The sequence below is a fragment of the Pseudomonadota bacterium genome, from assembly GCA_034189865.1.
Classification (GTDB): Bacteria; Pseudomonadota; Gammaproteobacteria; order UBA5335; family UBA5335; genus JAXHTV01.
The window spans coordinates 1-19,800 of sequence record JAXHTV010000001.1 but is presented as its reverse complement, the minus strand read 5'-3'; the positions used below and the strand labels follow the sequence as shown (position 1 = coordinate 19,800).

22 protein-coding genes are annotated in these 19,800 nt (G+C 56.6%); 8 read left to right on the top strand and 14 right to left on the bottom strand.

Annotation, left to right across the window (positions count from 1 at the left end):
- Positions 1 to 120 precede the first annotated feature (120 nt).
- The 3 genes from SVU69_00110 (at position 121) to SVU69_00100 (ending at position 1,764) form a co-directional block, all read left to right on the top strand.
- Positions 121 to 927: an SDR family oxidoreductase gene (locus tag SVU69_00110; protein ID MDY6941395.1), complete on the top strand. Its 807-nt coding sequence runs from the start codon at positions 121 to 123 to the stop codon at positions 925 to 927.
- 158 nt (positions 928 to 1,085) lie between these two features.
- Positions 1,086 to 1,412: a c-type cytochrome gene (locus tag SVU69_00105; protein ID MDY6941394.1), complete on the top strand. Its 327-nt coding sequence runs from the start codon at positions 1,086 to 1,088 to the stop codon at positions 1,410 to 1,412.
- Between the two features lie 16 nt (positions 1,413 to 1,428).
- Complete coding sequence (locus SVU69_00100; protein ID MDY6941393.1) at positions 1,429 to 1,764, top strand: cytochrome c; 336 nt, start codon at positions 1,429 to 1,431, stop codon at positions 1,762 to 1,764.
- Positions 1,765 to 1,897: 133 nt separating this feature from the next.
- On the opposite strand, the gene SVU69_00095 is transcribed toward SVU69_00100, so the two are convergent.
- Entirely contained in the window at positions 1,898 to 2,725 is an 828-nt protein-coding gene (locus tag SVU69_00095; GenBank protein MDY6941392.1) for a lysophospholipid acyltransferase family protein, read from the bottom strand.
- Entirely contained in the window at positions 2,722 to 3,486 is a 765-nt protein-coding gene (locus SVU69_00090; GenBank protein ID MDY6941391.1) for a GNAT family N-acyltransferase, read from the bottom strand. Before SVU69_00090 ends, SVU69_00095 begins: the two co-directional genes overlap by 4 nt.
- Before the next feature lie 187 nt (positions 3,487 to 3,673).
- Here SVU69_00090 and SVU69_00085 point away from each other — a divergent pair, with 187 nt between their 5' ends.
- Both SVU69_00085 and SVU69_00080 read left to right on the top strand, forming a co-directional pair.
- Positions 3,674 to 4,150: a YiiD C-terminal domain-containing protein gene (locus SVU69_00085; GenBank protein ID MDY6941390.1), complete on the top strand. Its 477-nt coding sequence runs from the start codon at positions 3,674 to 3,676 to the stop codon at positions 4,148 to 4,150.
- A gap of 63 nt (positions 4,151 to 4,213) precedes the next feature.
- Entirely contained in the window at positions 4,214 to 4,726 is a 513-nt protein-coding gene (locus SVU69_00080; GenBank protein MDY6941389.1) for a disulfide bond formation protein B, read from the top strand.
- A gap of 23 nt (positions 4,727 to 4,749) precedes the next feature.
- Here SVU69_00080 and SVU69_00075 read toward each other — a convergent pair whose 3' ends face one another.
- The 4 genes from SVU69_00075 to SVU69_00060 all read right to left on the bottom strand — a co-directional run bounded on the left by SVU69_00075 (position 4,750) and on the right by SVU69_00060 (position 8,449).
- The gene (locus tag SVU69_00075) at positions 4,750 to 5,820 is read right to left on the bottom strand and encodes a glycerol-3-phosphate dehydrogenase/oxidase (protein MDY6941388.1); all 1,071 of its coding nucleotides are present in this window, start codon (positions 5,818 to 5,820) and stop codon (positions 4,750 to 4,752) included.
- 136 nt (positions 5,821 to 5,956) lie between these two features.
- On the bottom strand, positions 5,957 to 6,175 hold the full coding sequence (locus SVU69_00070; GenBank protein ID MDY6941387.1) for a hypothetical protein: 219 nt from the start codon (positions 6,173 to 6,175) through the stop codon (positions 5,957 to 5,959).
- A gap of 113 nt (positions 6,176 to 6,288) precedes the next feature.
- Entirely contained in the window at positions 6,289 to 7,110 is an 822-nt protein-coding gene (cysQ, locus tag SVU69_00065; GenBank protein MDY6941386.1) for a 3'(2'),5'-bisphosphate nucleotidase CysQ, read from the bottom strand.
- 28 nt (positions 7,111 to 7,138) lie between these two features.
- Positions 7,139 to 8,449, bottom strand: a complete 1,311-nt coding sequence (locus tag SVU69_00060; protein ID MDY6941385.1) for a DEAD/DEAH box helicase — start codon at positions 8,447 to 8,449, stop codon at positions 7,139 to 7,141.
- A gap of 291 nt (positions 8,450 to 8,740) precedes the next feature.
- Between SVU69_00060 and trxA the strand changes: the two genes are divergently transcribed.
- From trxA to SVU69_00045, 3 genes are all read left to right on the top strand, one after another.
- The gene (gene trxA, locus SVU69_00055) at positions 8,741 to 9,067 is read left to right on the top strand and encodes a thioredoxin TrxA (GenBank protein ID MDY6941384.1); all 327 of its coding nucleotides are present in this window, start codon (positions 8,741 to 8,743) and stop codon (positions 9,065 to 9,067) included.
- 221 nt (positions 9,068 to 9,288) lie between these two features.
- Positions 9,289 to 10,548: a transcription termination factor Rho gene (gene rho / locus SVU69_00050; GenBank protein MDY6941383.1), complete on the top strand. Its 1,260-nt coding sequence runs from the start codon at positions 9,289 to 9,291 to the stop codon at positions 10,546 to 10,548.
- A gap of 82 nt (positions 10,549 to 10,630) precedes the next feature.
- The gene (locus SVU69_00045; GenBank protein MDY6941382.1) at positions 10,631 to 11,293 is read left to right on the top strand and encodes a class I SAM-dependent methyltransferase; all 663 of its coding nucleotides are present in this window, start codon (positions 10,631 to 10,633) and stop codon (positions 11,291 to 11,293) included.
- Positions 11,294 to 11,306: 13 nt separating this feature from the next.
- Here SVU69_00045 and SVU69_00040 read toward each other — a convergent pair whose 3' ends face one another.
- The 8 genes from SVU69_00040 to prmA all read right to left on the bottom strand — a co-directional run.
- A complete protein-coding gene (locus SVU69_00040; protein MDY6941381.1) occupies positions 11,307 to 12,242 on the bottom strand; it encodes an alpha-L-glutamate ligase-like protein in 936 nt (311 codons plus the stop codon).
- Positions 12,242 to 13,783, bottom strand: coding sequence for a UUP1 family membrane protein (locus SVU69_00035; protein ID MDY6941380.1), 1,542 nt, complete (start codon positions 13,781 to 13,783; stop codon positions 12,242 to 12,244). The genes SVU69_00040 and SVU69_00035 overlap by 1 nt, the downstream gene beginning before the upstream one ends.
- Entirely contained in the window at positions 13,780 to 14,418 is a 639-nt protein-coding gene (locus SVU69_00030; protein ID MDY6941379.1) for an ATP-dependent zinc protease, read from the bottom strand. The genes SVU69_00035 and SVU69_00030 overlap by 4 nt, the downstream gene beginning before the upstream one ends.
- A gap of 32 nt (positions 14,419 to 14,450) precedes the next feature.
- Positions 14,451 to 15,737 (bottom strand): phosphoribosylamine--glycine ligase, encoded by a 1,287-nt coding sequence (gene purD / locus SVU69_00025; GenBank protein MDY6941378.1) that lies wholly within the window; start codon positions 15,735 to 15,737, stop codon positions 14,451 to 14,453.
- Between the two features lie 166 nt (positions 15,738 to 15,903).
- Positions 15,904 to 17,466, bottom strand: a complete 1,563-nt coding sequence (gene purH, locus SVU69_00020) for a bifunctional phosphoribosylaminoimidazolecarboxamide formyltransferase/IMP cyclohydrolase (protein ID MDY6941377.1) — start codon at positions 17,464 to 17,466, stop codon at positions 15,904 to 15,906.
- A gap of 72 nt (positions 17,467 to 17,538) precedes the next feature.
- Positions 17,539 to 17,829 (bottom strand): helix-turn-helix domain-containing protein, encoded by a 291-nt coding sequence (locus tag SVU69_00015; protein MDY6941376.1) that lies wholly within the window; start codon positions 17,827 to 17,829, stop codon positions 17,539 to 17,541.
- Between the two features lie 400 nt (positions 17,830 to 18,229).
- Positions 18,230 to 19,102, bottom strand: coding sequence for a zinc-ribbon and DUF3426 domain-containing protein (locus SVU69_00010; protein MDY6941375.1), 873 nt, complete (start codon positions 19,100 to 19,102; stop codon positions 18,230 to 18,232).
- A 6-nt stretch (positions 19,103 to 19,108) separates the two neighbouring features.
- Positions 19,109 to 19,800: 50S ribosomal protein L11 methyltransferase (gene prmA, locus SVU69_00005; protein ID MDY6941374.1), on the bottom strand; the 692-nt coding region annotated here is incomplete at its 5' end.

Genomic DNA, 19,800 nt, shown 5'->3' with positions numbered 1-19,800 from the left:
TAGACCATGAGGGTATCGTCAAGGAAACGCCGTCTCCTCGTTATGGTCCAAGGTTTTGAAACAGCGCGATACCATACCTCTTGCCGTTACCGCCATGCAAAGGAATAAAAGGAGGGCGTGATGCCCACAGTCTTGATCACGGGTACTTCATCGGGCATCGGGAAAGCCTGTGTCGAATTGTTCGCGAACCACGGTTGGGATGTTATCGCCACTATGCGTCGTCCTGATCGGGCCGAAGAATTTAACTGGCCATCCAACGTCCACCCCATGGCTTTGGATCTCGACGATGCCGAGAGTGTGGAATCTGCCAAGCAGGAGGCTCTGTCTCGATTCGGTAGTGTCGATGTGGTGGTGAATAACGCCGGTTACGGTCTGACCGGTGCCATTGAGACCTGTTCTGAGGCGCAGATTCGGGCGTCATTCGATACCAATTATTTCGGCACCGTTCGGGTGATGCGTGCGTTTCTTCCCGAGATGCGTGATCGCGGCCAGGGTACGGTCATTACTGTCACCAGCATTGGTGGTCGGTTCGCCTTCCCGTTTTACGGTTACTACAACGCCGCAAAGCACGCCTTGGAAGCGACTTCGGAGGCCTTGTGGTACGAACTCTACGACAGCGGTGTGCGGGTCAAGGTGGTCGAGCCGGGGTTTACTCAGACCGAATTCGCGACCAAGGGGCTGATTCTGGGTGAGATGGACATTCCTTTCTATCGGGATCGTATTCGTCGACTGACCGAGCGGCTGAAGGCGGGCACCTCCGGAACGCCGCCCCGTGAACTGGCGCAGTTGATATATCGTGCCGCCACCGATCCTTCTCGTCGTTTTCGTTACGCGGGGGGCTTGTACGCGCGCCCATTGTTGCTGCTTCGACGCCTCCTTCCGGAGTCCGTTTTTTTGGCGCTGATCCGCCGAAATACCGATGCGTAGTCGTGCGTTGATGACGTCGGTCGCGTCTTGGCTATCACTCGCGCATTGACTTCCCTATAATCTGCGCTCCGATCATTTTCCGCCGGCAGACTGACCTGCGTAATTCGGTTGCCCGATTTACGCCATTATCGAGTCTAAAGAAGAGGCTGAACAGAACAATGATGCGTTTATTTACCACGGTGTCGCTGATTGCGACGATGGTCATTGCGGGGCCTGCCCTCGCGCAGGGAGATGTTGAAGCAGGTCGCGTACTCGCGGATACCTGCATGGGTTGTCACGGCGCGGGTTCCGCGACCCAGACGGATACGTATCCCAGCTATCCGCGGCCGAAACTCGGCGGACAGCAGGCCGAATACATCGTAGCGGCCTTGAAGGCCTACAAGTCCGGTGAACGGACCCACGCCACGATGCAGGCCCAGGCGGCTTCTTTGACCGAAGCGCAGATGCGCGATATGGCAGCATATTTTGCTGCGGGTAACGACTAGGAAGGGGATCTCGTTGATGACCACAAGATTGATTTCGTTCGCGCTGTTGCTGGCGAGTTTATCGGTGGCGCCGGGATATGCGGCTGCCGGCGATCCGGAGGCAGGCAAAGGAAAGGCTCAGGTTTGTGTTTCCTGTCATGGCGTGGGTGGTAAGGCCCCCGTGGCCCCCAACTATCCCGTCTTGGCGGGGCAATATGCCGACTACCTCTATCAGGCGTTAAAAAGTTACCAGGACGGTACTCGCAGTAATGCCATCATGGCCGGATTTGCGAAAAGTTTGAGTGAGCAAGACATGCGTGATCTGGCGGCATACTTCGAGGCCCAGGAAGGATTAGTCATCAAGGATTACTGATTATCACGCAGTGGATTCCCGATTTGGCGGCTGTCAGACGGTCCGGGGCCAGCAGCAGTCAGGCGAAGCCACAATAAAGCGTCCGTTTCAAAACGGGCGCTTTTTTTTGGGCCATCAACCGTATGGACAGATTTTATGTGGATGGGCAGGCCGGGTTTTCGGGAGTGATCTCAGGGCATTTCACGCCGGATTCCGCGTGGTCTATGGCCGCACGGATCGCGTTCGCGGTCGCCTGGCATAGTGCGGTTCGCGTTCCGGTCGCTGTTATAGGCGCCATGAAAAACAGCTCAATGCAAAGGCTTTCGGCTTTCAGAAGCGCCAGCAAATGGCGCAGTAGCGTGTCCTCGTCCACGAAAGGCGCCAGCGGGTTCATGCCGCGGCCATCACCATCACGGTCGGGGTAGCGAATCGCGACCGGTTGAACAGGCCTGTCGGTATTGAGTGCCGCTTGGAAGAGTCTGGGGTGAAAACGCCGCGGTCGCACACCATTGCTTGTTGTGCCTTCTGGAAACAAAACCACGCGGTCGCCGTTCTGCAGGCTCACAACGATATCATCACACAGCTGCTTGGAGCTGGTGCCCTGACCACGGCGCAGAAACAGTGTCTCGCATTGTCGGGCCAGCCAGCCGATCAGGGGCCAGTTCGCCACTTCTGCTTTGGCGATAAAACGCAGCGGAAGCACCGAATTCAATGCCACGATGTCCAGCCACGAGATATGGTTGGCGACGATCAGGGCGGGTGTATCGCTGGGGGCGCCATGAACCGTGATGCGTAATGACAATACCCGCGCCAGCCCGGCGAACCAATGAGCCGTCAGCGCCTGACGAGCTTGGCGGGCCCGGTTCGGGGCGACGAGTTTTGATCCGATTACGAGAAACACCCCGAGTAAGAGGGCGTAACCCAAAAGCAACAAGAGTGTCGCCAGTTTCAGCGACGAGCGAATCGAGGAAGCCCAGTTCACGCTGCGGCTAGAAAATGACGTGCATAGCGCGGATTGACGTGGTTCTGGGAGAGAAGAACCAAAACGTCCGCGACATTGAAATCTCGGTCCCAATAGGGATCGACGCTAAGCTGCGCGCCAAGCCTTAAATAGGCGCGTATCAGTGCGGGCATCTGAACGCTGCTGTGGGCAATGGCCGGACTGTGTTGCGGCAGCTGGTGTTTGGCAACCACGGCAAAGTCGGGGTGAATGGTTTGATCGGTCCGCAGGTTCCGGATCAGGGTGCGCACGGCGGCATGTCCGCTCTGTAACGGGATGCTTGCGCAGCCGATCAGGTGGTCGTAGCCATGTGTGCTGATGAAATCGGCCAGAGCGCTCCATAGCACCGCGATGGTACCTCCGGAGCGATAGTTCGGATGGATGCATGTACGGCCGATTTCCATGAACCGCCCAGGTAGACTGAGCACTCGCTCAAGCGCGAATTCGGTTTGCGAATAGAACCCGCCCGCTTCGGCGGCTCGTTCTTCTGTCAAGATGCGGGTATAACCCACCAGTGTGTCAGTGGCTCGGTCGATGACGGTGAGGTGTTGGCAGTAGTCGTCGAACAGATCGGAATCCAATCCCGGGGTGGGCGATTTAAGTTTGGCGTTCATTTCGCCGGCGAAAATCGCGTGGCGCAATCGCTGCGCTTCACGAATTTCGTCTTCAGTGATGGCGAATCGCGCCTGCAGACGTGGACCGACCCGCGGTCGCTGGGGTGCAATGGCAGATTCGATTCGCATACAAGCCTCCGGATAGTGAATTTCCCGGAAGGTTAGGCGCGATCTATGACCGATGTGTTACTGTCCGTTGACGTTTCCGTGATTGTCAGGCGTTTTTCGTCGCGCAGTCGGCGGTTGGTGGCTGCTTTCGTGAAACCGAGTTGAAACAGAAGCGTAGTACACAAAAACAAGGACAATAGAGGGGGGAGTGGCGATTAGTTCGGTCAATCAGAATGCGGTGGAGACCGTTCGCCAGATCTTGGGCGAAGGGATTCCCTTGTGTCAGTGTATGGGGGTCGAGTTGGTCGCCTGCGATCACCGCTCTATCCGCTTGCGGGCGCCTTACGAGAAAAACCGGAACCACAAGGGCGCCGCGTTCGGTGGAAGTCTGGAAGCGCTATCGGTGGTGACAGGCTGGGCGCTGTTGGAATTGCAACTTCGAGCCCGGCATTTCCCGGGCGAATCGGTGATCTATCGTGCCGAAAGCCGTTTTCTGCGGCCGGTAACCGCCGACCTTGAAAGCTATTGTGTGGTCGCCGAAGCGTTCTCATGGGACCGATACTTCGAGGAACTCGACAACAGAGGTCGCGCCCGTCTGGATTTGGATGTCGTAATCCAACAGAATGGAAAAAACGCCATGGAATTCACCGGCGCTTATATGGCGATTGAGCGGACGGGTGATTGAGGCGAATGGGGAGACGCCGAGAGAGTAGAACCAATGAACGCACAGATGGAATCAGGTGACGGCTTGTCAATCAATCCGCGCTACACCAATTTACTGGGATTTCTTGGCTGCGCCGGGTTACTGGCCTTTGCTTACTACTTGCAATACGGACAAGGGCTCGATCCCTGTCCGCTCTGCATCATTCAACGGGTGGCATTTTTAGCGTTGGGTTTGGTGTTTCTGGCCGCCGCTTTGCATAATCCGAAAGGTTTCGGGCGACACGTCTATACTGCGTTGCTGGTATTGACGGCCGTGGCCGGGATCGCCTTGGCCATTCGTCACCTCTGGCTCCAGAGCCTTCCGCCGGACCGCGTTCCCGCGTGCGGACCCGACCTGGCATTTATGCTGCGCAATTTCCCCCTGCAAGAGACCATCAACACCGTTTTGCGGGGGTCAGGGAGTTGCGCCAACGTGGATTGGCGTTTCTTGGGATTGACGATCCCTGGTTGGGCTTTGGTCTGGTTCCTTGTTCTAGGCGGGGGCGGCGTCGTGACGAATGAGTGGCTCGGACGCCGAACACGACAAAGTCAAACTTGATGGCCATCACGGACAGCGGTCGGCTACGGGCGCTCGGAAACGTTGGCCACCTGTTCGCCCAGTGCGCGTGCGGTTGTCCATTTTCCGCCATAGACTGTGACGAGACGACCATTGCGGGTGATTCTGTATTCCCGGCTGACAGAACTTGGATCGTCGGCCGAGTGAATGAGCGGTCGCACGCCGGCAAACGTCCGGACAATATCGTCCGCCTTGATTGGGCGAGAAAAGTAGCGGTTATAGGCCGTCAGTAGGTAGTCTTGCTCGGCTGCGCTGCAGACAATCGGATCATCCAGTGATTGTCGAACTTCCGTGGTGCCAATCAGCGTTTGTTCACCATACGGGAGAACAAAGAAGATGCGTTGATCGACGCCTGTTTCTAGAAGAAAACCATTGTCGAGTCGGCCTTCAATCAGCAGGTGACTTCCGCGCACAAGATCCAGCTTGAAACGATGGTCGATCCCGCTTTCGTTCAACAGTGATTCGGCCCAAGGGCCTGCAACATTGACGATACGATCGTACTCAACTTCACCGTTTTGATGGCGAAGTCCACCACGGGTCGTGACCTTAAGAATCCGGCAGTGTTCGTGGATGGTCACGCCGGCGTTTCGGGCCTGTTCCGCCGCCCACAGCCCTAATCGCAAGTCATCCATCTGCCCATCGAAAAAGCGATAAGCGCCAAGCAGTCCCTCTTGGCGTAGCTCGGGCGAGGTCTGTTCTAACTCAGCGAGGCTCAGCCAGCGATGGCGTCCCAAGCCGGATCTTCCAGCCAGCAAGTCGTAGGTTGCGAGGCCCATTTTGACAAGCCAGCGGGGGCGGCGACTGTGACGATAGATCGGAAGCAACAAGGTCAGTCGCCGGGCAAGATGTGGGGCTCGATCGATCCACCAACGTCGTTCTCGCAGTGCCTCGCGAACCAAGCGAAACTCACCGTGCTCAAGATAGCGAAGACCACCATGGAGTAGTTTACTTGATGCGGAACTGGTGGCCCGCACCAACTGGCCCGACTCGAACAGGTCGACTTGATGGCCGCGCCGCGCCAAGGCCCAGGCGCTACAGATCCCGTTAATTCCTCCCCCGACGATTGCAACTCTCAAACGGTTTTTCCTTTGTTATTTACCGTCGTGAAACGTCGAAGTGTTCTTCTCCGGACTGTCAGGGGTGCCTTTCGGCGTGCGTGTTTATGGGTGGTGGCGAACGGGTTTTTACGTCCCGCTGCCACCTGTCGGCCGCTTAAATGTCCGCAACGATTTCATCGACGTATAGGGGGCCTTCGTAGACCTCTTTGCCGTTGATCAATACTTTTCCATGTTGCCCGCCTGTGATGGGTTGGGCGACAAAGCCTTGTTTGTCAGTCCAGGCGGTGGCATCGCCGCCATCTGTGACTTTAACTGTAACCTTCGTTTTTTTGACTGGGTTTTTATTTTTATCAACCACTTTGAAAACCAACATGACCGGGTTCCTCCTAAAGCACACCCCACCCTCTCATGGGGTTGATCCTTCAGTTTAGGTGGGTCGTTCTACCACGGCAAGCAGCTACGCTGAGTTCTCCGATCCCGGGCCGACTAGCTCGCATCGGATGGGAGATCAGGCAAGCAGTCGGACCAGTTGTGGGCTGCGTCGCCAAAGGCGAGAAAGTAGGGATTGAGCAGCGAATCTTTGGTGTTGTACCGAAGCGGCGCCATGTCGGTGTCGGTGAGCTGGCCGCCCGCGATTTCGAGCACCGCTTGGGCGGCCGCCGTGTCCCACTCGCAAGTGGGCCCCAGTCTCGGATAGATATCGGCGAGGCCTTCGGCAACCAAGCAAATTTTTAAAGAACTGCCCATCGAGGTGACTTCGTGGTCCCCGAGTTTCGATAGGAAACCGGCGACCTCGGGCGTTTGGTGGCTTCGGCTGGCTACCGCGATGATGGGTTGACCGGGGGCGAGCCGGCGAACATGAATCGAAACGGGCTTTTGACCTTCTTCGAATCGGAACGCGCCCACACCTTCGGCGGCATAGTAGCCCATGGCCTTCGCCGGTACGTAAACGACCCCCAAAACAGGGCGGTGGTCTTGAATCAAGGCGATGTTAACGGTGAACTCGCCGTTTCGTTTGATGAATTCTTTGGTTCCATCCAACGGGTCCACCAACCAATAGCGCGACCATTTTTTTCGTGTCTCGTAGTCCGCGAGGCCTGATTCTTCGGATAAGACTGGGGTGTTTTCCAAGAGCGGTTCGAGTCCCGCTAGGATGGCCTCGTGTGAGGCCATGTCGGCTGCGGTCAGGGGTGAGTTGTCGCTTTTCTCTTCGGCGCCGAAATCGGTGGCGTAAATTTCCAGAATTTTTTGTCCTGCTTCGCGGCCAATGCGATTGACGGCCTCGAGGAGTTCTTGCTTGATGGTCATACGCTATTCACTCCGAGATGCGCTTGGTTTAATTGTGGGTATCTGATGCGTCGGAAGCCCGATTTTGGCGCCCGCTGCGCTGCTTGGATCCTTGTTTCGACCGATTCCGCGGGTGGGTCGGTTTGCCGCCGCGGCGAGACCGAGGGGATTTGGCCGCCGGTGCTGGTGTCGGGAGTTCTGCGGGTACCGCCTTGACGTTAATCTTTTCACCGACATATTCCTCAATCTCCGGCAGCGAATAACAATACTCTTCGCAGCAGAATGAGACCGCATCACCTTCGGCTCCTGCCCGTGCCGTGCGACCGATGCGGTGGACATAGTCCTCCGCATCTTGCGGCAAGTCGAAGTTCACCACATGCGAGACTTCCGGAATATGCAGCCCTCGGGCGGCGACGTCGGTCGCGACTAGAATGCTGACATCGCCCTGATTGAATGCGTGCAGCAGTTGTTGTCTTTTTTTCTGCGGCACATCGCCACTGAGCAGTGCGGTTTTGTGGCCATTGCTATCTAAGGTCGCGGTGACCTGTTCCGCAGCGCGCTTCGTATTCACGAAAATGATCACACGTTCTTGTTGCATCTCGGCAAGCAGAGCGAGTAGCAGCGGGAGTTTATCCTCCATGGCCACGTGGTACATTGCTTGCCGCACGCCGGTGGCGGTCACTTGCTCAGCGTCGATCCGGATCAGTTCAGGGTTGTTCATGTGCTCGTATGCCAGCTCCGTCACGCGATAGGACAAAGTGGCCGAGAACAACAGGTTTAAGCGCCGATCATGCGCTGGCATGCGTCGCAGCAGGTAACGTACGTCGCTGATGAAACCCAGATCGAACATCCGGTCCGCTTCGTCCAATATCACCACTTCGATGGCGAGCAAATCGAACACGCGTTGTTTGAAGTAGTCGATGATCCGGCCGGGTGTGCCGATGAGAATGTCGACGCCTTCTTCGAGCTGTTGGCGCTGGCTCTGGTAGCCTGTTCCGCCATATACCAAAGCCAAGCGAAGCTCCGTATGCTGCCCGAGCGCCTGCGCGTCGTTGTGGATTTGTATCGCCAGTTCACGAGTGGGCGCCAGGATAATGGCGCGGGGTTGGTTCGGGCGTCGTTTCGGTGATGGCGGCCGCGTCAGGAGCCGATGCATGGCGGCCAGCAAAAAGGCTGCGGTTTTGCCAGTTCCCGTTTGGGCTTGACCGGCCAGGTCGACTCCTTTCATGGCTATCGGAAGGGTCGCTGCCTGGATTGCGGTGCAATACTCGAAGCCAGCGGATTTCGCGCCTTCGAGCAGGGGTTCGGGCAAGCCGAGTTCCTCGAAAGCGAGTTGCGTTAAATGGGTTTTGTTACTCATATCGGGTGTTGTCTAACAGCTCCGGGCCGCTGGCCAGTGAAGGTTGTGGTGCGGGATGCATGCTGGGTTCCGCTTGAGACTCGGATTTCGATCTTTAAGGGAGTACTTGCATCGGGCGGGACCTGCCGTTATCTTTACCATTCATAAGCGGCACGTCGATGGCATCCATTCCTTTTAGTATTGTGCCTTAACTGGGGGGCTGCGTCACATTAATGCCCCGACTCAGGTGGCTTTCTTGAATCTCCCCCGATTTAACTCACAGCATTTGATTCGAATCCGGAGGTAAAGTTCGTGAGCGGTGTGGTCACCCACGTTACCGACGACAGTTTTGACGAAGAGGTCCTCAAATCGGCGCAGCCGGTGTTGGTGGACTACTGGGCTGAATGGTGCGGCCCGTGCAAAATGGTGGCGCCTTTATTGGATGAAGTCGCAGCCGAGTATAGCGGTCGGCTGAAAGTTGCTAAACTGAATATCGATGAGAATCCTAGTACACCACCGAAGTACGGAATTCGGGGTATACCGACCCTGATGATTTTCAAAGGTGGAAACGTCGAGGCAACGAAAGTTGGTGCGCTGTCCAAGTCACAGCTCAATGCCTTCCTCGACAGCAATATTTGAATAAATTTTAGACGAATTATGTGGTTTCCGCCTGATCGGCTGCGTCAGGCGGTGCCTCGCTCATACGGTTGTTGTTCGATTGTATCCACCGAATGAGCAAGCATTGAGTTTTTAACCCCCAAGAGTATTGTCCTCGCATTAGTCCTTATTAAAGGTATGAATTGACGGTACCCGTTTCGTGTATCCGCGGCTCATACCGATATCCCCCCGAGTCATTAATCATGAACTTGACTGAACTCAAGAAAAAACCCGCCGGTGAAATCATCGATTTGGCTTTGTCGATGAACATTGAGGGTACGGCCCGATCTCGGAAACAAGACATCATCTTCGCAATCCTGAAACAGGTGGCGAAGAACGGTGACGAAATATACGGCGACGGCGTGCTGGAAATACTCCAGGATGGTTACGGTTTTTTGCGATCAGCGGATAGCTCTTATCTCGCCGGTCCAGATGACATCTACGTCTCGCCGAGCCAAATTCGACGGTTCAACTTGCGAACGGGGGACACGGTGGCGGGACGTATCCGGCCTCCGAAAGAAGGCGAGCGATACTTCGCCTTGTTAAAAGTCACCGAAATCAATTTTGAAAAGCCCGAAGCCTCACGCAACAAAATTCTCTTCGAGAATCTCACGCCTTTGTTTGCCAAAGAGCGGTTAACGCTTGAGCAGGGCAATGGCAGCACCGAAGATCTGACGGCCCGAACTATCGACATGGTCTCACCCATCGGAAAAGGGCAACGCGGCTTGATCGTTTCGCCACCCAAAGCGGGTAAGACGATGATGCTGCAGAATATCGCCCAGAGCATCGCTGCCAACCACCCCGAATGCTACTTGATCGTATTGTTGATCGACGAGCGTCCGGAGGAAGTGACTGAAATGATGCGCTCTGTCCGGGGGGAGGTGATCTCCAGTACCTTTGACGAACCGGCCAGTCGCCACGTTCAGGTTGCGGAAATGGTAATCGACAAGGCCAAGCGTCTGGTCGAGCACAAGCGAGATGTGGTGATTCTGCTGGATTCGATCACCCGTTTGGCTCGCGCCTACAACACCGTCGTCCCATCGTCGGGTAAAGTGTTGACCGGTGGTGTCGACGCCAATGCACTCCAGCGGCCGAAGCGATTTTTCGGTGCTGCGCGAAACGTGGAGGAAGGTGGCAGCCTGACAATTATCGCCACGGCCCTGATTGATACCGGCTCGCGAATGGATGACGTGATTTACGAGGAATTCAAGGGCACCGGCAACATGGAGCTGCACTTGGATCGCCGAATTGCCGAGAAACGCATTTTCCCCGCCATCAACATCAATCGCTCCGGTACCCGCCGAGAAGAGTTGCTCACCGACCCCGAAGAGATGCAGAAGATTTGGATTCTTCGAAAACTGTTGCATCCGATGGACGAATTGGCCGCGATGGAGTTTATTTTGGATCGTATGAAAAACACCAAGACCAATGGGGAGTTTTTCGACTCCATGAAACGCGGATGATCGATAGGTGCTGAGGGTTAACTTCATTCTCATTTGAGTCGCAATATCGTTCACGAGCCCTGAGTTTCAGTGGGGAATTGGGATGACTCGAAAAACGCTCACCCTCGATTCACGTTTGCATGACTATCTCCTCTCTGTCTCCCTGCGTGAACCACCCGTTTTGCGTGAACTGCGTGAAGCGACGGACCGATTACCTGAAAGACAAATGCAAATTGCCCCCGAGCAGGGGCAGTTTATGGCCATGTTGCTGCGACTCATTGGCGTCAACAGGGCGATCGAGATCGGTGTTTTTACGGGTTATAGCGCCCTAGTGACGGCCCTCGCGCTGCCGGAAGATGGCCGGTTGGTGGCCTGTGACGTGAACACTGAGTGGACGACTCTGGCTCGAAAATACTGGCGTCGGGCGGGGGTTGAACAGAAGATCGATTTGCGTCTGGCCCCGGCGTTAGCAACCTTGCAAGCTTTGATGCAGGGCGGCCATGGGGAGTCGTTTGACTTTGTCTTCATCGACGCCGACAAGGAAAACTACTTGGCTTACTATGAGGCCAGCCTGCCTTTGCTGCGGCGAGGCGGCTTAATCTGCGTCGATAACACGTTGTGGTCGGGTCATGTGGCCGATCCGAGTGTTCAGGACGAAGACACCCAAGCGATTCGCGCCTTCAATCAAATGCTGCTCGGGGACGAGCGGGTTGACATCAGCTTGATTCCCCTGGCGGATGGATTAACGCTGATCCGTAAACGCTAGCGGGACGTAGGGATCAGGCAAACAGCGCCACACAAAGTTGCGCACGCGCCAACGGATCGGACGCCGATGGCGCACAGGCCTCCACCTGACGGAGTCGATGTAACAGCCCGGCGCGGTTGGCGATCTGTATGCTCAGACCCGGTCGAGCGTTCATTTCCAGCACTAAAGCGCCTAAATGACGATCCAAGACGACGTCGACACCCAAGTATCCCAGGCCGGTCAAGTCGTAACAGCGAGCGGCGAGTTCCAAAAGATGGTCCCACCGGGGGATGGCGATGTTGGCGATATCTGCGCCGGTGTCGGGGTGGACGCTGACTGCGCGATTTCGCCATACGCCGCCCGTTGTGATGCCTTTGGCGATATCGATACCGACCCCTACGGCACCCTGATGAAGGTTGGCGCGACCACCGGATTGTCGGGTGGGTAGTCGTGCCATGGCCATGACCGGCACGCCTTGAAATGCGATGATTCGAATATCCGGGACACCTTGGTAGCTCACCTTCTCGAACAAAGGATCGAATTCCACGCGGTATTCGATGAGGGCTTTATCGGGTTGGCCACCCAAGCTGTACATACCGCTCAGTATGTTCGATATATGGTGAGCGATCTCATCGAGATGGAGGAATTGGCCGTTGAGTTTCCGAAACTGTCCGTTCATCCGGCCATCGATCACCAGGATGCCGTTCCCGCCGCTGCCGTTGGCAGGTTTCACCACGAACGCATCGTGACGCGCCACGATATCGCCGAGAGATCTGAGCTGGTGCTCGACTTCTATGACGCCGAAGAGTTCGGGAACCTGGATACCCACTTCCAGGGCCAGCGTTTTGGTTCGCGTTTTATCGTCCACGAGTGGGTAGAGGTGACGGGGGTTGTATCGGGAGATGTAATCGGCGTTACGCCGATTCATTCCTAACACACCTTGCTTCTGGAGTGACCGGATGCCGAACATCAATCCGTTCCGTCTTCCTTGACGAGCGCCCGGAACCGGCGTAGCTCGGTTAGCCGATATCCGGTGTATCGCCCCATGACCAATGTGATGCCAAGGATCAGTAGCAGCAGCTCGGGAAAGACGAACACCAGATGGGCCACATAGACGTTGGTCATCACCAAGTAGCCTGCAACGGCCACCATGAGGCTACCGGCACCTTGCCGGATGGCCTCGTTCGGTCCATGTTCCTCCCAAACGATCGACATGCGTTCGATGGTCATGGCCATGATGACCATGGGGAACAATGCCACGGACAAGCCACGCTCCAGACCCAGGCGGTGGCTGAGAATGCTGAATGCCGCCATCAGAAGAACCACGATGATCAATACCGCGGAAAGCCGTGGGACGAGCAATAGCTTGAGTTGTTCAAGATAGAATCGAATCGCGAGCCCGACGCCGACCAATAGGACGAACATCACCAAGCCCCACAAAAGTTGGGTTTCGCGGAAGGCTAAGGCGATCAAAATCGGCATAAAGGTACCAAAGGTTTTGATGCCGATAAGGTTTCTCAAGAAAACAACCAGCAGGGCGCCGATGGGCACCGTGAGCAGGATGCGGTAGATGTTCTGTGTTTGTACCGGCAGGCTCAACAGCGAGAATCGCGCCAGGCCGGGGTTGGTGATCAACGCTTCCTGCTGAGCGACGGCAATCATTTCGCGGTAGGTTTTGGCGACGGAGAATTTCACTTCTGCGTCGGAAATCCCACGCGTTCGGATGATGGGCTCTTCGCCCACATGCCAAACCAGAAAGTTGTCAGGCAAGCCGGGACGGCCGGTATAAGGGTCGAATATGACCCATCGCCGGCCATTAAAAACCTGCAGGTAACACTCCAGCTCGGCCGTCGTGAGACCTTCCGACAGTTTGAGCCCGGAAACCGGGCGAGCTGGAATGCGGGCACCCGCCAGAACCCGAACCAATTGTCTGACCCAATCGGCGCGATCGTCGTGGCCGCGACGGAGTATATTGACGTTTTCATCCCCATTGGGTTCGTTCATGCGAACCAATAGTTCGCTGGTAAACGTGGTGATGTCAGCGGAACGGCTTCTGACTTCGTCCAGCAAAGTCATCACGGCGGATCGATAAGGTTCTTCGTATTCCGGTACTTCGGGAAACGGTGGGCGGCTTGAGCTGTCTGCGCCTTTGGCCGTCGGCTGCTCGTGGAGCACCGCACGGTAGTATAAAACTTGCTCGTCGTTGGCGCGGCGGATGGCCCAATTGGCTTGACGAAAATCGTCATACGTCTCGGTCGTCAAGCCGAATTTGCGTGATACGAAGTCTTCGCTCAACAGGGCATACGAACTGAACGGGCCGGGTAATTGCATTTGAACTTGAACCGGCACACCGGATTTCGGCGTCAGAGCCACCCGAGCTTCCACCATCCAGAGCGCGCTGCGCTGCTCTGGATGTAACGGGAATTGCAGGTATTGCCACTTGTAGATGAACAAGGCACAACCCAGTGTGACCAGCGTAGCGGCTATCAGCCACACCCGGAGGTCTTTCATTTCGTGGCCTCGTCACCACACGTCGGCTTGGTCAAAAAACGGTGGCCGGGGTCGACCAGCGCAACGTTCCTGAGGAATCTGCGTCCCAGTAGAGCTGGATAGGTGAGTTCATTGCGGTCGATGAGGCTGAATTGACCTTCGAACTGTTTTCCATTGAGGCAGAAGCCAAGCTTAACCACGGGGCGCCGCTGATGGTCGCCGTCGTGGCGTAAGATAATGACGTTGCGAACAAGCGGCGCCTCGATAGTCGTCGGCTCTTCGTCATCGGGGTCGAATTGAAAACGCACCCATTTTTCTTCGCCGTGTCGAATCCGCTCGATGTTGGTGGCATGGAGAGAAGATGTCTTGGCGCCTGTATCCAGCCGCGCTTCCACGGTGATGCCCCAAGGCTCCAGACGAATCGGTTCCGCCCAACCCAGTATGAGACGTTCTTTCAGTTCGCGCGCTGGTTCATCAACGGAGGAATCGGTATCGTCGTCTGCAGTAATCTCCCGATCCCGCTCGGTTTCCAGCCCATTGCCGCAGGAGCATGTCGCGTCCAACGCTGAGAACGTGTCGTCAGTTGTTTCGGCGTAAGAAACCACAGGGGGAAGACACACGCACGCGACCAATGCGGCAGCACGCATGATATTCATCAACAACCTCTCCGCTAGAGATGCTTTAAATATTAAGATCGACCAATCGCTCGATGTCCGATATCGGTCCGAAAGTACACCCCTGGCCAATCGATGCGGCCGACCGCATCATAAGCTCGGGCCTGGGCATCGGCCGTATCTGATCCGAGCGCGCACACACACAGTACGCGTCCCCCATTGGTCACAATTTGATTGTTGTTTGTTCCGTGAGATGTGCCGGCGTGAAACACTTTGGTGTTTTCCGGCCACTGGCTATCCAGTCCGGTAATGATATCACCGCGTCGGTATTGGTTTGGATAGCCACCGGCTGCCATGACCACACCCAAGGCGGTGTCAGGATTCCATTCGGCATGGGCCTCGTCGAGACGTCCGGCCAGCGCCAGTTGGCATAGTTCCACCAAATCCGTGTTCAGACGCATCAGCACCGGTTGGGCTTCAGGATCGCCGAATCGACAGTTGAATTCCAGCACTTTCGGCGAGCCGTCTTTGCCGATCATGAGTCCGGCATAGAGAAATCCGGTATAAGGCATGTTTTCCGTCGACATGCCGCGAATGGTTGGTTCGATGACTTCGGCCATTACCCGATCGTGAATTTCGGGTGTCACAACCGGCGCCGGCGAATAGGCGCCCATGCCGCCGGTGTTGGGTCCGGTGTCGCCATCGTCTCGTGCCTTGTGATCTTGTGAACTGGCCAAGGGCAGGGCATGCTGACCGTCCGCCATGACGATGAAGCTGGCTTCTTCGCCCTGTAAAAACTCTTCAATGACCACACGATGCCCGGCTTCGCCGAACACGTTGCCGGAAAGCATGTCTTCCACCGCGGCAGTGGCTTCTCGCGCGGTGTTGGCGATGACCACACCCTTGCCCGCCGCCAGACCATCGGCCTTGATGACAATAGGCAATGACTGATGCTTTAAGTAGTCCAGGGCCGGCGCAAGCTCGGTAAAGGATTGATAATGGGCCGTTGGAATGCCATGGCGTTCCATGAATGCCTTGCAGAATGCCTTCGAGCCTTCCAACTGCGCTGCCGAGCGCGTCGGTCCGAAGCATGGCAGTCCGTTTTCTCGAAAACGGTCGACTACGCCGGCAACCAGGGGAACTTCGGGGCCGACGATCGTGAGATCGATCAGCTCTGAAATGGCGAACTTCACGAGTGCGTCGATATCATCCGCCGCAATGGCAATGTTTTGAACTTTGGGTTCGGCTGCGGTGCCCGCATTTCCGGGCGCGACGAAGACGGTTCGAACTTGGGCAGACTGAGCACACTTCCATGCCAACGCATGTTCACGTCCACCACCACCTAAAATCAGAACCTTCATGTCTGCTCCATTCCACACTCAACCCCGGGGGCACGATGTTTTCGTGCCCGTTTCGGCGGCTAAGCATAGCACTAATCCAGCGTTCGGGTCGCCGTTCAAGCCTGACGATGCGGGCTGTCAGCGGCCCCGCCCTCGCGGACGGGGATGCACAACTTATACGCCCGAGCTAGTGTCTAAAGTGTCGTATCCCGGTGAAGACCATAGCGAGACCGTGTTCGTCTGCTGCCGTAATCACTTCCTCGTCGCGAACCGACCCGCCGGGCTGTATCACGGCCGTCACGCCTGCCTCGGCTGCTGCGTCGATCCCGTCGCGGAAGGGAAAGAACGCGTCCGATGCCATCACGGAGCCTTTGACTTCCAGGCCTTCGTCTGCCGCCTTGATGCCGGCGATACGTGCACTGTAAACCCGGCTCATCTGGCCGGCACCGATGCCGATGGTGTAGCCCGCGCCGGCGTAGACGATGGCGTTGGATTTCACGAACTTGGCAACCTTCCAGGCAAACAGGAGATTCTGAAGTTCTTCGTCAGACGGCGCGCGCTGGCTCACCACGCGAAGGGCGTCGGGGTTGAGCGCTAAACCATCCCGCTGCTGCACGAGCAAGCCGCCGCCCACCGTCCGTAACTCCCACTGGTTCGGTGAGGAAGCCGACAGTTCGCCGGTGGCGAGTACCCGTACGTTGGGTTTTTTAGCCAGTGCTTCGACGGCCGCCGGCTCGAAATCAGGGGCGATGATGACCTCTACGAATTGTCGCTCGACTATCGTGGACGCGGTTTGGGTGTCCAGTGTGCGGTTAAACGCAATGATTCCTCCGAACGACGAGGTCGGGTCGGTGGCGAACGCGCGGTTGTACGCGCTGATCAAATTCTCAGCGACCGCCACGCCACAAGGATTGGCATGTTTGACGATGACGCAGGTCGCTTGTTCAAATTGCTTTACGCATTCCAGCGCGGTATCGGCATCAGCAATGTTGTTGAAGGACAGGGGTTTCCCCTGAAGTTGCTTGGCGCCAGCGATGGTGCCGGGTGGCGTGGTTGAGTCCCGATAGAACGCCGCGTTTTGGTGTGGATTTTCGCCGTAACGCATGTCTTCGATTTTGTGCCACTGTCGGCTCAACGTTCTGGGGAACTCGCCAGCCGTCCCGTCGCTTTGAAGTCCGGTCAGGAAGTTGCCGATGGCGCCGTCGTAGCGGGCGGTGTGCGCGAAGGCTTTGCTGGCCAGCTCCAGTCGGCGGGGTTGATCCACGCCACCTTCGCTTCTCAACGACTGGGCAATTTCGTCGTAGTCGCTGGGGTCAACGACGACGGTGACGCGATGATGGTTCTTCGCGGCGGCTCTGAGCATGGCCGGGCCGCCAATATCGATGTTTTCGATAGCTTCTTCCAGGCTGCATCCCGGCATGGCAACGGTTTGTTCGAACGGATAAAGATTCACCACCAACAGATCAATGGACGGGATGTTGTGGTCCGCCATGGTGGCATCATCCAACCCCGCCCGGCCCAGCAGCCCACCGTGAATTCGCGGGTGCAAGGTTTTCACTCGACCGTCCATGATTTCGGGAAAACCGGTATAGGCCGATACTTCGGTGACGGCGATTCCATGCCTCGCCAGAAGGCGGGCGGTACCGCCTGTAGAGAGAATTTCTACGTGCAGATCGGCGAGTGTTCGGGCGAGTTCGATGATGCCAGTTTTGTCTGACACGCTAAGCAGAGCGCGTTGTAGCTTAGCCATAGGTTTGGCTGCTCCCTTAAAAAGGCGGGGGATTATTCGGAGGCACTTCGCGTGCCGAGGTTACGCCGGCGGTTAACTGATGTTGTCCAGTTGGTAATGCCGCAATTTTTTGCGAAGCGTCGTGCGGTTGATACCCAGAATATCGGCGGCGGTGGTCTGGTTGCCGTTGGTATGTTTAATGACGGTTTTCAAAAGGGGGCGCTCAAATTCTTCCAGTACCATTCGGTACATCTCTCCCGGTGGAAAGTCCCCCAAATCATCCAAGTAGCGTTGAATCGCTCGTTCCACACAGACATGGAGGGGTTCGAATTCATTTTCGACTGAGACCGCATAGGGCGTGCCGATCCGCTTCGCGTTTTCCATTGGCGCCAATTCCTTCATAATTCTTGTGACCCCGGTCTCTCGTGCTAACCATCGATACGATATAATACCCAGGAGTTTCTTCGACTCCGGAGCGATCTTATTGGGTGATGCTATTCACTAGCCGATGACCGGGGTTTGCCGCGTCATCGGTATAATTTTTGGTACCGATCTTGCCGTTTTAGTGGTAAAGCAGATTTAGCGGCGATGCGCTCGAGTACATCACTCGTCGAATAAGCGCACTTTTGCCGACGGCTCTTCGTAAAAGGCCCGCCTACGGGACAACATGCCGGGCTTGGCAACGCGGTACGCTTAGCGAACGTGTGCTAATAATAGAACGGCTCTACTCGGTCCTCAAGGACGGGCTGCTACGTTCCTCGTGGCGTGTGCTATTAACGCCATGCTACGGCAGGGATTGCAGGTCAAAACGAAATCCGGTGGCCTGTGCGCCGGGATCTTTTAGCTCCAGACGAATGGGGACTTGCGCGTGAGGGGAGATGCCGGCGTTGGCACCTAAGGGTTCATCCAGGTAGTCGGCGGCGCCGAAGTGTCCGACCGCGACGGTTTCTCCCCATACGTCGTCCATACTGATAAATACCAACGGGTAGGGTTGAGAGAACTCTGCATCGTTGACCAGAATCGCTCTAAAGTACAAGCCATCTTCGCGGTTCGGATGGCTGGTAAATTCATAATCGATCAGTCGCAGGGCGGCCAGGTCAGCCAGCGGTGGCAGATCGCACCGGTAGGAAAACAACTCGTTCAGTCGGCCGCAAACACGCTCCATTGCGGGCCGCATGTTCGGGTTCTGTGACCACGCGGGAAACGTGTACCAAGCCCACTGGGTCAACAGGGCGGTCGCCGCGAGAAACGACAAGATGCCCCATAGCCAGATACGCTTGGGACGGCGCGGCTTGTTCGTGGGCAAGAAGGCGGCCGCGCGCGAATCGTCTTCGCTATCTGAGGGTTCTGGTTCGATTTCTTCCCAGGTATCAGTGACGGGTTCGCTTTCTTGTTCCGGTACCCACTCGAGTTCTTCCGTCGATGACGCGGTGGCATCGGTGGACGCTTCGGCCTCGGGTTCAGTCTGACTCGCATCCTCCTCGTGTTCGGTTGCGGTCGTCAGTTCCGGCGGCTGTTCGGCGAGATCGTCCTGTAGGTAATCCAATGCGTCGAAGGTGGTGTGACAGATGCTGCACCGCACGACTCCGTGGGCGGTCCGTAGGTGATGTGCCTGGATTCGAAAAAGCGTTTTGCAGGCCGGGCATTCGGTGTACATGGTTCCTTAGGTGGCCCGCCGCTGTAATTCGATGCGGGCCCAACCCTCCGAGATTTTTGTGCTGACGAGGCTGAAGTGCATCTGATAACTGTCTATAACGGCCGACGCTTGTCGTTCGAGAATCCCGGAGAGGACAATCTGACCGTGGGGTTTGGTGTACTCGGCGAGTCGGGCTTCTAGCCGCTGCAGTGGGCCTGCCAGGATGTTCGCTACAACCACGTCGGCAGTCACCATGGGAAGCGAGTCCGGGTGCATGGCCTCTAACCGTGCCGAGACACCATTCAAGGCCGCGTTGCGGTCAGTTGCCGTTAGTGCTTGAGGGTCGATGTCGACGGCCCATACCTGACTTGCCTCCAACAGGGCGGCGCCGATTGCCAGGATGCCGCTACCGCAACCATAGTCCAAAATGTGTTGCCGCGTTAAATCGTGCTCCGCCAGCCATTCCAAGCACAAACGCGTTGTCGGGTGGGTTCCCGTGCCAAACGCCAAGCCCGGATCCAGTCGAATGTTGATCGCGCTGGCATCCGGGGGCGCGCAATGACTCGGGCAGACCCAGAGACGTTTTCCGCATTGAATCGGTTGGTAGGCATCCATCCAGGCCCGTTCCCAAACCTGGTCGTCCAGCGTCTCGAATCGATGGCTGGGGAGTTTCGCCACGCCCAGTTGCGCGCACAGGCGCAAGAGGGTTTCGATTTCGT

Bases quoted from the DNA above. Each gene is read 5' to 3' on its own strand.
- SVU69_00110 (MDY6941395.1), top strand. From the start codon at position 121: ATGCCCACAGTCTTGATCACGGGTACTTCATCGGGCATCGGGAAAGCC.
- SVU69_00105 (MDY6941394.1), top strand. From the start codon at position 1,086: ATGATGCGTTTATTTACCACGGTGTCGCTGATTGCGACGATGGTCATT.
- SVU69_00100 (MDY6941393.1), top strand. From the start codon at position 1,429: ATGACCACAAGATTGATTTCGTTCGCGCTGTTGCTGGCGAGTTTATCG.
- SVU69_00090 (MDY6941391.1), bottom strand. From the start codon at position 3,486: ATGCGAATCGAATCTGCCATTGCACCCCAGCGACCGCGGGTCGGTCCA.
- SVU69_00070 (MDY6941387.1), bottom strand. From the start codon at position 6,175: ATGTTGGTTTTCAAAGTGGTTGATAAAAATAAAAACCCAGTCAAAAAA.
- cysQ (MDY6941386.1), bottom strand. From the start codon at position 7,110: ATGACCATCAAGCAAGAACTCCTCGAGGCCGTCAATCGCATTGGCCGC.
- SVU69_00060 (MDY6941385.1), bottom strand. From the start codon at position 8,449: ATGAGTAACAAAACCCATTTAACGCAACTCGCTTTCGAGGAACTCGGC.
- rho (MDY6941383.1), top strand. From the start codon at position 9,289: ATGAACTTGACTGAACTCAAGAAAAAACCCGCCGGTGAAATCATCGAT.
- SVU69_00045 (MDY6941382.1), top strand. From the start codon at position 10,631: ATGACTCGAAAAACGCTCACCCTCGATTCACGTTTGCATGACTATCTC.
- SVU69_00040 (MDY6941381.1), bottom strand. From the start codon at position 12,242: ATGTTCGGCATCCGGTCACTCCAGAAGCAAGGTGTGTTAGGAATGAAT.
- SVU69_00035 (MDY6941380.1), bottom strand. From the start codon at position 13,783: ATGAAAGACCTCCGGGTGTGGCTGATAGCCGCTACGCTGGTCACACTG.
- SVU69_00030 (MDY6941379.1), bottom strand. From the start codon at position 14,418: ATGAATATCATGCGTGCTGCCGCATTGGTCGCGTGCGTGTGTCTTCCC.
- purD (MDY6941378.1), bottom strand. From the start codon at position 15,737: ATGAAGGTTCTGATTTTAGGTGGTGGTGGACGTGAACATGCGTTGGCA.
- purH (MDY6941377.1), bottom strand. From the start codon at position 17,466: ATGGCTAAGCTACAACGCGCTCTGCTTAGCGTGTCAGACAAAACTGGC.
- SVU69_00015 (MDY6941376.1), bottom strand. From the start codon at position 17,829: ATGGAAAACGCGAAGCGGATCGGCACGCCCTATGCGGTCTCAGTCGAA.
- SVU69_00010 (MDY6941375.1), bottom strand. From the start codon at position 19,102: ATGTACACCGAATGCCCGGCCTGCAAAACGCTTTTTCGAATCCAGGCA.